This window comes from Oligoflexus tunisiensis, assembly GCF_001748245.1.
Taxonomy (GTDB): Bacteria; Bdellovibrionota_B; Oligoflexia; order Oligoflexales; family Oligoflexaceae; genus Oligoflexus; species Oligoflexus tunisiensis.
In genome coordinates this window covers 4,198,900-4,212,676 of the sequence record NZ_BDFO01000001.1, presented here as the reverse complement: position 1 = coordinate 4,212,676, position 13,777 = coordinate 4,198,900, and the positions used below count along the sequence as shown (strand labels likewise).

At 51.9% G+C, this 13,777-nt stretch carries 9 protein-coding genes; 6 read left to right on the top strand and 3 right to left on the bottom strand.

All coding sequences use genetic code 11. The features are described from left to right. Nucleotides 1–18: 18 nt before the first annotated feature. Complete coding sequence (locus OLTU_RS17435) at nt 19–999, bottom strand: hypothetical protein (RefSeq protein WP_141734039.1); 981 nt, start codon at nt 997–999, stop codon at nt 19–21. A gap of 823 nt (nt 1,000–1,822) precedes the next feature. On the opposite strand from OLTU_RS17435, the gene OLTU_RS17430 reads away from it, so the two are divergent. Both OLTU_RS17430 and OLTU_RS17425 read left to right on the top strand, forming a co-directional pair. Next, the gene (locus tag OLTU_RS17430) at nt 1,823–2,119 is read left to right on the top strand and encodes a hypothetical protein (RefSeq protein ID WP_141734038.1); all 297 of its coding nucleotides are present in this window, start codon (nt 1,823–1,825) and stop codon (nt 2,117–2,119) included. 768 nt (nt 2,120–2,887) lie between these two features. Beyond that, nucleotides 2,888–3,088 carry a hypothetical protein gene (locus OLTU_RS17425; RefSeq protein WP_141734037.1) on the top strand — a complete coding sequence of 67 codons (201 nt, stop codon included), beginning with the start codon at nt 2,888–2,890 and terminating at the stop codon, nt 3,086–3,088. A gap of 30 nt (nt 3,089–3,118) precedes the next feature. Here OLTU_RS17425 and OLTU_RS17420 read toward each other — a convergent pair whose 3' ends face one another. Next, the gene (locus OLTU_RS17420) at nt 3,119–3,511 is read right to left on the bottom strand and encodes a hypothetical protein (RefSeq protein ID WP_218110096.1); all 393 of its coding nucleotides are present in this window, start codon (nt 3,509–3,511) and stop codon (nt 3,119–3,121) included. A 562-nt stretch (nt 3,512–4,073) separates the two neighbouring features. Between OLTU_RS17420 and OLTU_RS17415 the strand changes: the two genes are divergently transcribed. The 3 genes from OLTU_RS17415 to OLTU_RS17405 are packed head-to-tail and all read left to right on the top strand — an operon-like array spanning nt 4,074 to nt 9,099. Next, nucleotides 4,074–4,556: a response regulator gene (locus tag OLTU_RS17415; RefSeq protein WP_176736721.1), complete on the top strand. Its 483-nt coding sequence runs from the start codon at nt 4,074–4,076 to the stop codon at nt 4,554–4,556. 8 nt (nt 4,557–4,564) lie between these two features. Next, nucleotides 4,565–8,638: a PAS domain S-box protein gene (locus tag OLTU_RS17410; protein ID WP_141734034.1), complete on the top strand. Its 4,074-nt coding sequence runs from the start codon at nt 4,565–4,567 to the stop codon at nt 8,636–8,638. A gap of 20 nt (nt 8,639–8,658) precedes the next feature. Then, nucleotides 8,659–9,099: a response regulator gene (locus tag OLTU_RS17405; RefSeq protein ID WP_218110095.1), complete on the top strand. Its 441-nt coding sequence runs from the start codon at nt 8,659–8,661 to the stop codon at nt 9,097–9,099. 23 nt (nt 9,100–9,122) lie between these two features. Here the strand turns inward: OLTU_RS17405 and OLTU_RS17400 are convergent, their stop codons facing one another. Then, complete coding sequence (locus OLTU_RS17400) at nt 9,123–10,670, bottom strand: FAD-dependent oxidoreductase (protein ID WP_141734033.1); 1,548 nt, start codon at nt 10,668–10,670, stop codon at nt 9,123–9,125. 244 nt (nt 10,671–10,914) lie between these two features. Here OLTU_RS17400 and OLTU_RS17395 point away from each other — a divergent pair, with 244 nt between their 5' ends. Beyond that, nucleotides 10,915–13,722 (top strand): 7TM diverse intracellular signaling domain-containing protein, encoded by a 2,808-nt coding sequence (locus tag OLTU_RS17395; RefSeq protein WP_141734032.1) that lies wholly within the window; start codon nt 10,915–10,917, stop codon nt 13,720–13,722. Nucleotides 13,723–13,777: the final 55 nt, after the last annotated feature.

The window sequence follows — 13,777 nt, the reverse complement described above, 5'->3', positions numbered from 1 at the left end:
CCGCCTTTGCAAACACGCTCAGGGTTTTGAGCTTTTCACTTCGCACTGATTGTCGATCAGATAGACGAGCCCGGAAATTCCTTGCTTGTTTCGAATGGCAACCGCGAAGTCAAAGGTCAGAATATCAATCGTGCTGATATCCGGACTGTTGAACAGAGCCTGCAGCTGGTCAAAGGTAAGACTAATGGTGTAGTCGTTACCGTTCTTGGCAGGAACGATAGGGAAGTCATCAATAGCAGTCATGACATCCGTGATATTAATCGCGTTGGGGAGCTTGCCATTATTGAGAACGACAGGCCCGAAACCAAATTCCAGGTCGCCTGTACCGATGGTGTTGGTACAGTTCTTCAGGACGATTTCCAGAGACGGTGGGGTTATAAGGTCACCGCTTTCAACAAAGCGTGCGCTGAGGGAAGCGCAAGTTGGAGCAGCTTCTTTCTCCAGATGCGCATACAGTTCGTTTACATTGATATCGTTGACGAGAATCTCGTTCTTGATATCCAGTACGCTGTGGAGGAATGTGACATGTATTTCTCTAAATTCGCAGTCATCCTCGCATTTTCCCTTGCCTTGGCTGCTGCCTTCTCCGATTGGTTGAATGGAGCGTACGAGTTTCTTATCGATCAGCCTGTTATTGGCGGGGTCTCTCACTTCAAATTCGTGGATACCCTCGCTGAACAAACTAGCAATCTTATAGGTTTTGCCGTAAACGAACTCCGTCAAGCGAAGTTCGCAGTTTTCAAGCGAAGAATAAAGTTCAACGGACTGCTCGTCTGCACTGAAATCCAGGCTGGCTTTGAGCTTATCATTACACCAGAGGTCAGCTTTGGTAACATAACCGGGTGAACCCTGGCCATATTTGTTCAGACTTAAAGAGGATTCAACCTCTTCAACGCCAACGGAAAGTTTTGTCGACTGAAAATCGTCTTTCTCTGCACTATTTTTTTGGCAAGATATCCCGGCAATGGCAGAAAGCACAACAACCGTAATCAAACGCATCAAGAGTCTCCTTTTCCACTTACTTTTGAGAGGCTAAGAAAGGTGATATCCGAAGGATTCAGCAAGACACGTACCAGATGAAGAGAAATCCGTAGGATGCCACTCGACTTTTGAGCCTGGAGAGTTTCTTATTGAATACCAGGTCGTTAAAAGTTGGACCATCCGTAAGAATCGGGTGTCGGGTCTGGATGGACGGTTTATACGCATGCAGTGGGTGTCAATATTCTAGCGAATCATCACTTTTTAGACAGAATCCCGAGGCCTCGTTCCTGGTGACGAAAATCTTAAGATATCAACCGCATAGAACCTGAGGTAGGCGACCATTTCCCCGATATTCCCTGAAAAATCATAGTTAGGCAGGGCGTGTATCGATCATGAGCAGGCCTTGCCCGATGTGGACCCAAAGACGGTCAAAGGGGGAACGTCAGAAATTTTCGGAACCGGGAAACGCATTGACCTAATAAGCTGCTGGGTGCAGGGGAGCGATTGAGGGCGCCCATCAGCTGCAATAAACCGGGTCGATTCGTCAACTTCTCTGTTTCTCTGGATTCGTAATTTCAGGGTGATGTCTTGCTTGGAGCCAGGCTCATCGGTGCAGAACCTGGTTGCATCAAGGTTGGTCTGCAGAAACCTGGCCTGTGTTGCGATCGTCACGTCATCGTCCACGTTGAAAATGAATGGAAGACAACGGTGACGTCTTGCGCTTTCCGGGGAGGCTAAAACTGTTTAGACTGGGGATAGGTCGCCCAATCAGCACTGGCGGATGGGCTGAGCGGCGGGGGTGGGGAAGGTTCGTATGAAATAAATTAGGACGATTTGAACCATGAAAATCGATATCGAATTGTTGAAGAACGCTATTGGAAAAATTCTCGATGCTCAGAAGGAACTCTATGGGCCTACGATTGAGACTGATAATGATCTGTATTGGTTCATCCAGCACGAAGAGCTTTATGATCCAATTGTCTCACCGAAGGATTTAACTCTAGGCTCCCTCGAAGATGATTGGCAGCAAATGGAATCTCTTATGAAAGAGGGCAACGATCCTATCGGCTATATGGCTGTTTGGGCAGCAATGTTGCTTCGAGTTGTTGGAGAGCAAGGACTGAACTCGAAAAAGTGACGTAGGTTCGCTTTGATGATCGCATGTGTAATTTTTTCTCCTTGGTTTGCAAATCGCCGTCTAACGGCTGAAAATTCGGCGATCCCAAACCCTCACTTGGAAGCCTGCCGACCCCTCTGGCCGTTTTCCTCATGACGCCCGACTACTCCACCAATGACCGGACCCAGCTGAAGATTGATGGCACTCATGTCTCTGTGCATAAGCGGCAGTCGCCCAAGAACAGAGCTCTCGGCTCCCCTCATTGCTTTATGCCCTCGAATAGTAGGGACCGACATAGCTCTGAAGATACTCCATCTTATTCAGGGAAGCGCATCTTGTCGAGGAAACTGCCAGCAAGGATATCCCGGCTAGGAAAGGGAAACGCTTCAGGTTTTTCTCAAGCGTCTTGCCTAATATCAAAGTCAACTCCGGATCATTACTGTCGGTCATTTCCTTATCGGAGGACTAGGGCAAATGACTAGCAGAAAACGTCAGGCAGACTCATGCAGCTATATGGTAGCAGGGAGAATAATGCTCATCTGCGCGGACCGCAGTCGGTGGAATTCCTGTACATCCCAGTCCGACCCTGGCTCAGTGATCAGCACCATAATAACCAGGACGGTTTCCCCGTCTTGATCCGGGCCGGATTGTGATGGGAACCCTTTGAAAGTGCTCTGTATTGGGCCGTCCCAGGGCAGTGAATGAAATCACGTATTGCCGCTTACAGAATGGGCATGAGTGCTCTTCTTCGAATCCTTGTTCCGAAGACGGCATTGTTGTGGGCATGACATGAAGGACCCATTCTCGACAGCATTTGTTCATTTCGACCTGCACTCTAAAGCCTTCACACGACAGGTTCCACTTGCAATAAATAAACCTTATCAGCAAGCCTTGCGAAAAAAGCAAGACGAGCCGCCCGTGCTGGAGGAGAAGCCGGAATTGCCCACATTGCTCAAATTATGGAAGGCTGGAATTGCCAGCATGGCTTAGGTGCAACGCGTTTCCATGGACTCCGCTGATCTACAAACCGGAATGAGGCCAAATCAAGACCCATCGGCTATCTCCCAGGCCGGTTCGTACTCTTCTTAGAATTTTGATTTTCGACTCGGCCTCGCTGTCCGTTATTTCATTGATCCGTAGAGGCTTCAAGTCCCTTGGCAATAAAGCCATCAAGGAAATTCCGTTGAAGTTGATGGGGTAAGCTCTCCTGTCTGTCATGAGCTTTTCCATGCCTGGCTGCTGTGAGAAACTGGCTTCATTGATACGGGCCATGGCAATGAGAGGTCGAAGATCGGACCAGGTAACCTCAGACAATGAACCACTGTGCTCTTCAGGTTTTGCCTTCTTTTGGCTTACAACGATGCCGTGACGCTCAAACCATGAACTTAAATCCATCGACGGATCTTCAGTCAAAAGACCAATGTGCCACAGAGATTGGTTCGCAGAATCAGCCTTGGCCCATGCAACCCGAAAGTATACTTACTCTTCCTTGAGAGAAATCAGGACGGTGGACTCTGGCTGAAGATAGTCCAGACTCCTGATCCCTATCCCGATCGTGGAAATATCAACGAGAATCGATCTTACAAGGGTTTGCGTATCAGCAGTTTTCAAACAGCCTGACAAATCGTAATGACCAGGCGTTCGTTTTCCAGATCTGCGTTCGATCTGGAGTGGAGCAGTATGAGTCATGAATAACCTCCAGGGTTTTCTCTTTGCGAAAATTAATCAGAAATTGTGTAGATTCTACTGTATGACTGGGGACGCCACCGCCCCATTCCCTGTGCTTCGTGAACGAGCAGTTGGAAGTCAGCGTTTTCCTTATTCCTTAGCGCCCAACGGCGTTGACGTATGTATACAGAAACTATACATTGGCCTCAAGACGGGCTCCCGCTGATCAAATTTTGATCCTCCTAAAAGAGGGAGCCCCAGTCACGCAACCGAAGTGCTGGATTGCCGGAGTGTGAGGAGTAGGGACGTGGATTCTCGGTTGGTCAAGGAGAAGACGCATCCCGGACCGGATGGCAGACGGACAGTCTGCATTCTGCTCGTCGAAGACAACAGGGGAGACGCGAGACTCATTCAGACTCTGCTGCGCGAGTTTGGTACGAATGCTTTCTCGCTGGATGTGCATGTCGCTTCAGATGGCGAAGCAGCGATAGATTTTCTCTTACAGCGCGGCGAGTATTCCGGCGCAGTCACGCCAAGCGCCGTCATTCTCGATATCAATTTGCCCAAGAAGAGCGGATTTGATGTTCTGACTGAGATGCGAAAGCACCCACGTCTAAGGCGCATGCCTGTCTTTATCCTCACGACATCCAATGCCCACGAAGATATTTTGAAGGGCTATTCGCTTGACGCAGTTTCATTCATCACGAAACCAAGCAGCCTTGCTGGTCTTGAAGATGCGGTCAGGATGTTCCTGGCCGTCGAGCTGCCACGGGTGATTCGAGAGGATTGAAGTTTCCAATGGATACTCAAGGCAATGACGACAGCAACGAATCAGGCTGCCCAAGCCTGGTTATAGGCATAGGGGCCTCGGCTGGCGGCCTGGAGGCTTTAAGAGAGCTGTTCGCGTCCCTGCCACCAGATGCGGGAATGGCTTTTATTGTCGTTCAACACTCGGATCCCCGTCATGCAGCTATGCTTTCTGAAATACTCCAACCCATAAGCACAGTGCCGATCGAGCTCGCAAAAGATGGCCAAAGGATACGACGCGACCACGCTTATACAGCTCCAGCGGATCAGGACCTGGTCGTTGAGGACGGTATCCTCCGGCTTGTGCCCAGAACCCTGACCCGTCGCATTCATTTGCCCGTTGACACCCTCTTCTGTTCGCTGGCTCAGGCTTATGAGTCGAAGGCCATAGGCATCGTTCTTTCCGGGACCGGGAACGATGGAACGATTGGTCTTCAAGACATCAAGATGGCAGGAGGCATCGCGATTGCGCAGGACGGGCAATCAGCCAGGCACTCCGGAATGCCAAAGAGCGCGATTTCTGCGGGTCACGTCGATCATATCCTGTCCCCCTCCAATATTGCAGCCGAGCTTGCTCGCATCGCTTCCATGGAGGAAAACTCGACCGTTCGGACCGGCGACGAAGATCGCGCCGCCTTGAAGGAGATTCTTTCCCAGCTCAAGACCAGTTTCGGCGTTGATTTTGCTGACTACAAGGAAACGACGGTGTCACGTCGTGTAAGAAAGCGCGTGACCTCCTCCAAACTTAAAACCCTGGTCGAGTACCTTGCGTTTGTGAAAACCCGCCCGGACGAATTGGAGGCCCTCTACGGTGACATCCTCATCAATGTGACGAGTTTCTTTCGCGATCCGGAGATGTTCGACGCGCTCGAAGCCTTGATCATTCCGAAGATAACCGAGGGCCGCGGGGCAGAAGACTCACTTCGAGTCTGGGTCCCTGGCTGCTCGTCCGGTGAAGAAGTGTACTCACTGGCCATCCGGTTGGCTGAATTCAACGAGAAATATCACCATTCATTCTCCGCGCAATTCTTCGGCACGGATATCAGCGAGCCAGCGTTGGAGAAGGCTCGTTCCGGTATCTACCCCACGACGATTTCCTCGATTGTTTCGCCTGAGCGTTTGAAGAAATTCTTTGACCCCGTTCAAGGTGGATATCAAATCAAGAAGGAGATCCGCGATACGTGTGTCTTTGCCCGCCAGAACGTGATCGCCGATCCGCCCTTGTCCCGCATGGATCTGATTAGTTGCAGAAACCTGCTCATCTACTTTGGGCCGGCTCTTCAAGAAAGGGTCGTGCCGATATTCCACTATGCCCTGAAAGTCCCGAACGGATTCCTGATTTTAGGGAAGTCGGAACTTGTCGATGTGTTCTCGGACTATTTCATCCCAATCGAAAAAGCCCATAAGTTTTACCAAAAGAAAGACATTCCGCTTCGCCTTTCCTATCAACCGATACCCGGGCATAAGTTCCCCGTGAAGGTGGAGTCCCTCAAACCTCAACCCAGCATCCCACCGGCCCGTGACAGCGAAAACGATATTCACAGGGAAACCGATAGGTTTATTCTCGCCAATTTCAGTCCGGCGGCCGTCGTGATTACGGAAAACTGCGATATCGTTCAGTTCCGGGGCCACACAGCCGCTTACCTGGATCCTTCGGGGCGAGCAAGCTTCAACCTGTTCAAGATGCTTCACCCCGATCTTATGCAACCCGTGCGGCAGGCCATAGAAAAGGCAAAGTCAGGAGAGGCAAGCTTCGTCAAATGCAATCAACTCCGTTTCAGGTCCGGTGATGAATTCAAACATGTGAACGTCCGGGTCACTCCACTGCGAACTCCAACCTTAAAACAGCGCTACTTTCTTATCATCTTCGAGGAGTCGCCAGCCTCGCTACCCAGGCCCGGGCTTCAAAAAACCGAGTTCAAGGACACTGATGGGGCCGAAGTCGTGCAAGTCAGCGAATCGGAGGAAATCCGTCGGTTGACCGAGGAACTGGAAGGCACGAGGCAACACCTTCAAGCCGTCATCGACGAGCGCGATATCGGGTTCGAGGAGCTTCAGTCAGCCAACGAGGAGGTCACATCCAGTAACGAAGAACTGCAAACGATTAACCAGGAGCTTGAAACCGCGAAGGAGGAGCTGGAGTCTTCCAACGAAGAGCTGACAACTCTTAATGAGCAACTCCGCCACAACATGGAACTTCTGCGCAAGAGCGAGGAGCACTTTCGAATACTTGTTTCGGGAGTCAAAGACTACGCAATCTTCATGCTGGACCCCGCTGGCCGTGTTCTGAGCTGGAATGATGGTGCCGAGCGAATCAAGGGTTATTCAAAAAATGAAATCATAGGCGAGCACTTCTCCATTTTTTATCCAGAAGAGATGAAGCGAGCAGGAAAACCCAACAAGGAGCTGGAAGTCGCGACCAAGGCAGGTCGCTTTGAAGAGGAGGGCCTCCGGGTCCGAAAGGATGGCGCAACTTTTTGGGCAAGTGTCATTATCACCGCTCTGTACAATGAGGACGGCAGGCTTTACGGATTCGCGAAAATCACAAGAGATATCACCGAGCGAAAACAGGCCGATGAAAAACTGCGGCAAAGCGAGCTGAGGTTCCGGCGCCTGATATCCGGTGTTAAAGATTATGCCATATTCATGCTCGACCCCGAGGGCTACGTCATGTCCTGGAACGAGGGGGCGGAACGGATCAAAGGATACAAAGCCGAGGAAATCGTCGGGCAGCACTTTTCAAAGTTCTACCCAAAGGACGATGCGTACAGGACGAAGCACGAGCTTGAAATTGCCGCGAGAACAGGGACGTATGAGGAGGAAGGCTGGCGTATCCGGAAAAATGGAACACGTTTTTGGGCCAACGTCTTGATAACCACCGTAAGAGATGATGCGGGCCAGATCATCGGCTTCTCCAAAGTGACCCGTGATTTGACGGATAAGCGTAATGCCCAAGAGGCGCTGAGAGCAAGCGAGGCGCGAAGCAGACTCGTCCTCGAAAAAGCGCATGATGCTTTTGTTGCGATCAATGACAGGGGCAGCATTACGGAATGGAATCCGCAGGCCGAGACGACATTCGGCTGGTCTCGCCAGGAGGCCGTGGGCCGATCCCTCTGTGAAACCATTATTCCGGAAAAATACCACCAGGCCTACAGGCGGGGCCTGGAGAATTTTGTTAAGTCAAGCGAAGGACCCGTTCTGAATCGCCGTCTTGAGTTTCCCGCTCTGCGAAAAGACGGGACGGAAATCCCTGTCGAGCTGACCGTATTGCCTATAAAGGTTGATGACAGTTATTCGTTTACTTCGTTCATCCGCGATATCAGTGAGCGCAAGAGGGCGGAAGCATTGGCCGCATCGAACGCGGAGCTGCAGGACTTCGCTTTCATTGCGTCACATGATCTCAAGGAACCACTCCGGATGGTTTCCACCTACTTGCAATTCGTGGAGAAACGAGCCCGTTCGAAGCTTAACGATGAGGAAAGAGAGTTTATCGATTATGCGTGTGAAGGAGCGCAGCGTATGCAGGCCCTTATCGAAGACCTGCTTTCCTACGCACGCTTGGGCAGGGCCCCGCAGAATACTCGACCGGTTGATTTCAATGCGGTGGCTGCAGAAGCGGAAGCCAATTTAAGGCCAGCGATCAGAGAAAGCGAAGCGAGTCTGAGGATAGGCTTGCTTCCGACGCTGAATGCTGATCCCGTGCAAATGGTTCAAGTATTCCAGAATCTACTGAGCAACGCAATCAAGTATCGCAGCGAGAAGAAACTCGAAATCGAGATCACGGCGGAGGAACGGCAGGAAGGATGGATGTTTTCAGTGAAAGACAACGGAATCGGCATCAGCCCAGAGTATGCCGAAAGAATTTTCCTCGTCTTTCAGCGACTGCATAGTGATCGAACAAAATATCAGGGCACGGGTATCGGACTTGCCATCTGCAAGAAGATTATTGAGCGTCACAGGGGGCGCATCTGGGTGGAGTCGAGATCCGGCGAAGGGGCCAGTTTCCATTTTATTCTTCCTGGAGAGCACGGGATAGCGCGCAATGAGGCCGCCAGCAGCACTTGATTTTCGGAATTGGAGGCAGCGTGGAACAGGAAGTCGAAATCCTTTTGGTGGAAGATAATATTTCTGATGCACGGTTATTCACGATTCTCCTCCGGGAAACGCAATTCCCAGGCAAGGTCCATTGGGTCCCTGATGGCGTTGAGGCGTTGGACTTTCTCCATCGGCGGAGTACCTACTCGAATTCACCGCGTCCTGATGCGATCGTATTGGGCTTGAATCTTCCACGCAAGGACGGGCGGGAGGTACTCAAAGAGGTCAAGACGGATTCAGACCTTAAGTCGATTCCCGTCTTTATCGTGACCACCTCCAGCCGGGATGAAGACCTCATAAAAGCCCATCAGCTCGGGGCGACTTACTTTTACACAAAGCCCAAGGAGCTCGGCGGGTTCGAGGGGCTGGTGAAGACGCTGGCGACCGTTGGCTTTGCTCTCTTGAGTCAAAAGCAAAGCCATGAAGCGTAAGGCGTTCGTTCGAATCGAACAGCTCACTCTTTGAGGAGGGCCAGGAGGCGAGCGTTGTCACCTGACTCGAGCGCCGCCTCGGCTTCAAGGCTGGCGGTATCCCGCCCCAGAGTCGCAACGGCCCGCACAACACCTTGGGACAGGAACGCAACCGTTGCATCGTTGTTCTGGACTTTTCCGCTGACCCGAATCTCGTCCCAAGCCGGTGCATGACCAACATAGGCCAGTGTTGTATCGTACTGAGCCGTCCAAAAAAAGGGGACCGTTCGGTACGGAGCTCGTTGGCCAAGCAAGTTACGTGCCGCCGCCTGGCCTTGACGTCCGGCAACGGCCCAATGTTCGATGCGCATGCGCTCCCCGGTTCTGGCATCGGGGAAGAATGCCAGGTCTCCTGCCGCAAATACACCCGATGCGCTTGTCTCCAAATAGGTATCCACTTCAACCCCTCCACCACCGAGTCGAAGCCCTGCGCTCTCCGCGAGGCCGATATCCGGACTCACTCCAATCCCCACCACGACCAGGTCGGCGGGAACAAGTTCGCCTTGATCAAGTTTTACGGACTGGGCGGTGATCTGATCAATATTCCGCTTGAGGTAAAACGTCACGCCGTTGGCCTCATGGGTCTTTTGAAGAAATGATCCGATCTCCTTGCCGACGACCCTCTGAAGCGGTATGGCATCCATGCTCACGACCGAGACCTTCATTCCTCTGGCACGCAAGGAAGCGGCCACTTCAAGTCCAATGAAACCGGACCCGATGACAACGGCATTTTTCGCCTGACCAGCGGCAGAAATGATGCGGCGGCAGTCCTCAAGAGTCCTCAGGTAATGGACATGCGGAAGCTGGCTTCCACTTACGCTGAGGCGACGGGGAGTGGCTCCCGTAGCGAGAAGGCAGCGGTCAAACTCAAAGGTTTCGCCTGATGACGTCGTTATGATTTTTTTCGTGGCGTCGAGGCTTACGGCACGTACACCGAAACGAATGTCGATGCCGGCTTCCCGGTAAAATTCCTCGTTTCGCAGCGGAATCCATTCTTCGGGAGCCCGGCCCGCCAGGTAGTCTTTCGAAAGATTGGGTCGATCGTAGGGTGTAACCGTATCAGCCGATAGCAGGGAAATGCTCCCGTTGAATCCTTGAGTTCGAAGCTCTTCGGCTGCCGCGTTTCCTGCTGCTCCGGCGCCAACGATAACAACCCGATTCACATGTGGCGAAGAAGCCGACTTTTGAACTCGAGGTTTTCGGCCACGAACGTAGACATGCCCGTCACGCAACTCGACGGTCCAGCAGGAAAGAGGATTCAGTGAGGGGCAGCTTGCATGACCTGTTGCGAGGTCAAATGCAGCATGATGCCAGGGACACCGAAGTTCGTTACCCACGATCATTCCTTGTGACAAAGGTGCCCCATAGTGAGGGCACGTGGCACCCAGAGCATGGAATGTTTCGGAACGTCGGATCAACAGGACGGCTTCACCAGCAACATGGCCCAGTAATATGCCGTTCACAGGTATCGTTGAGATTTGAACACCTTGCTCGAAATCTGGACCTGTTATGGGTTCGCTTGAGTTTCCCATTTCTTTTCCCTTTCGATAAATTCCAAAGTCACGTACGACCGATATCTTCGTCAAATATATCAGGAGGTTTAATTTTATGACATATGTTTATGTCATATTAGTTAATTTGTGAAAGAAATCGGGTGACTGTCCTTCGCCAGCGATATGTCCTCTCGTCAGTCATCCCAATGTCCGTTTGGCAAAAATTCAAGGTTTTCTCCACTTTGTCGATGACCATCGTGTCCGATGACAAAGGAACTCTTGCATGATTTTGCTGAAATACCCTAAACCTGGAATTCTTATTGTTGGCATCCTGTGGAGCCTCGCCTTTGGCTCGTCGCCAGCGTCCGGCAAGGTCATCCAGGTGCCCAGCAATTTGAGCGAGATTCCCATCCATGGCAGCTCCCTGGATTTCTATCATGACCAGGGTCATAACATGGATTTGAAACAAATCCTGGACCTGCCGGCGGAATCTTTCATCACTGTGCCGGATAAGGTTCCTTATTGGGGCATAACCAGGGCCGGAATCTGGAGTCGCTTTGTCTTACGCAACGACACGGGGCAGAGCATCCCAGCTGTTCTGGAATATGGTTACCCCAGCGCTGATCTTGTCGAATTCCACATTCCCAGCAGTCAGGGCTATGAAAAACGCGTGTCCGGTGATCGCATCGATCCCCGGTCCAGGGAGGTCGCTTACCGACTGGTAGTCTTTGGTTTTGAAATTCCACCTGGCGAGCATGTTTACTACTTTAAAGTCAGAACTGAAGGGATAAACCAGCTTTCTCTCCGCCTCTATGCGCGTGACCACTTCTTTGAAAAAAGAACGGCCGAATCAAGTCTCATGAGCTTTTTCTTTGGTTTTCTCACCGTCATGTTTTTTTACAATGCGTTTCTGGGGCTCACAACGCGCAATCGGCTCTATATCTCCTATGTGGTTTTTAACATACTCTCCATCCTGAACTATCTCGGGCTGCAGGGACATTACATGACTCTGCTGCCGCCAGGGTTTGCTGAATTTTTCAGTAACGAGGTCATGGTCGCAACGGTCGGTTTTCTGTCAGCGGCTGCCATTTGGTTTGTCAACGACTATCTGGGACTGAAGCGCAGCGCGAGACGGCTCTGGATGGTCACCCTCATCCCCGTTCTGAATGCCCTGATTGCGGGTGTTATAACTCTTATCAATATAAGCGTCGCCGTTAAAATGAATGCTATCACAGCGACCCTGGCCCCTCCTCTCGTTGCGATCGCCATTGGTTATCGCTGCTGGCAACGTTATCGTCCCGCTTATTTCCTCGGTCTATCGTGGTCACTCTTTCTGCTGAGTTCCTTCATCGTCCTGCTGGCGATGATTGGATTGCTTCCTCACAGCACACTGACCACCTGGGCCCAGTTTATTGGTGGGTCGGTGGAGGTCGTGCTGCTTTCCCTGGCGGTAGGTGACAAGGTGCGCTTGCGGCAGCTGAAGGCCGACCAGGAGATCCGTGAGCTCAATGAGGGCCTGGAGCGAAAAGTCGAGGAAAAAACCCGTGATATCCGCAGTATGATGGGAAGCATTCGGCTTGGAATCTTTTCCATAGTTGGACAGAACCTTGTCATCGACAACGAATACTCCCGGCAACTGGAGGAGATCCTTCATGAGGAAAATCTTCAAGGCAAACCCGCCCTCGGTCTGATCTTCCGTCATAGCGATGCCTCCACGGATCAGATGGCGATGCTGCAATCCGCGCTCTGCTCGGCTCTGGGGGACGACGTCATCGCCTTCGATTCGAATGCCCATTGCTTTCTTCGCGAAATCAAGGTCCATCATCCCGGCCTTGGCGAGCAAATTCTGGAGCTCGAGTGGAACCCCATCGTCAACAAGCAGAATATGACGGAAAAGGTCCTGGTCGTGGTGAAGGACGTGACCGAGGTTCGGCGCTCAGAGGAACAGAACGAGCGGCAGAAGCTTGACGTTCAGTATATGACCGAACTGGTGGCCCTGCCGGCCGATCGGGTGGAGCGCTTTTTCAAGCTGGCCGATGCGCTCATCGAGGAGAACAAGCGTCTCGTGCAAGGCGCAAAGTCGGGCTCGCTTGATGTCGTCAGGATACTCTTCATCAACATACATACGCTCAAGGGCACATCACGCGCTTTCTGTTTCAAAGATCTGAGCGACCTCACCCATCGGGCGGAGCAGGTTCTGGCCGACATACGACAGGGCCGACGAGCCTGGGATACAGAGCAGCTCATGGCTGACCTGGACCGTATTCAAACGCTGCTCCAGACCTACCTTTCCATCAATACGCAGAAACTCAATCGTACGGCAGGGCATCCCGCCAACCTGATGATTGCCCGCAGCGAACTGAAAGCCAGGCTCGATCTTTTGGAAAAAATCGCCCATTCCAGTCATCCCGATGAGATTTACGAAGGCATCCTGCAGATCCGAAATTTCTTCGTGAGTCTGCTCTACTGTGATATTCGGGAATTCCTGGAGGAGTTCCGCAAGCCCATTGAGAAGCTGGCCCATGATCTGAAGAAGGAGAATCCGGAGTTTGTCCTCCACCTTGATGAGGTTTATCTTTCGGATGAGGTCACGGACGTTCTCAGGAATATCCTTATGCACAGCATCCGTAATTCCCTGGATCACGGCATTGAGGCTCCTGATGAGCGACTGTCGCAGCAAAAATCAGCCCGAGGTCGCCTCGAGGTGAGTGCCCGAATCCATAAAGAACGGCTGATCCTGACCATCAAAGATGATGGGCGTGGCCTGGCGCTTCGCAAGATCGAGCATTTGGCGGTGATCAAAGGCCTGATTCCGGAAAGGCATGATCTCGATGTGATGGCCATCGCCAATCTCGTCTTTCACTCAGGATTTACGACCACCACGTCGGTGACTGACATCTCCGGTCGCGGAGTCGGGATGGATGCGATCCGCTCGTATTTGGAAAAAATCGGTGGTTCCATCGCCATTCATCTGATGGACCCCAATCCTTCGTTCCTGCCGGACTTCATGCCGTTTGCGCTGGAACTGCAACTGACCACAGGATTCCAGCAGATCAACAGACGACCAAAGGTCCTGTCCAAAGTCAGCTGAGCCCGGGGGCTTCCATGCTTCCTCGCAACATGGGATTCCGCTTGCTCAAAAATGC

Excerpts from the sequence above, each read along its gene's own strand:
- OLTU_RS17430 (WP_141734038.1), top strand. The coding sequence starts at position 1,823 with ATGAAAATCGATATCGAATTGTTGAAGAACGCTATTGGAAAAATTCTC.
- OLTU_RS17410 (WP_141734034.1), top strand. The coding sequence starts at position 4,565 with ATGGATACTCAAGGCAATGACGACAGCAACGAATCAGGCTGCCCAAGC.
- OLTU_RS17400 (WP_141734033.1), bottom strand. The coding sequence starts at position 10,670 with ATGGGAAACTCAAGCGAACCCATAACAGGTCCAGATTTCGAGCAAGGT.
- OLTU_RS17425 (WP_141734037.1), top strand. The coding sequence starts at position 2,888 with ATGAAGGACCCATTCTCGACAGCATTTGTTCATTTCGACCTGCACTCT.
- OLTU_RS17435 (WP_141734039.1), bottom strand. The coding sequence starts at position 999 with ATGCGTTTGATTACGGTTGTTGTGCTTTCTGCCATTGCCGGGATATCT.
- OLTU_RS17395 (WP_141734032.1), top strand. The coding sequence starts at position 10,915 with ATGATTTTGCTGAAATACCCTAAACCTGGAATTCTTATTGTTGGCATC.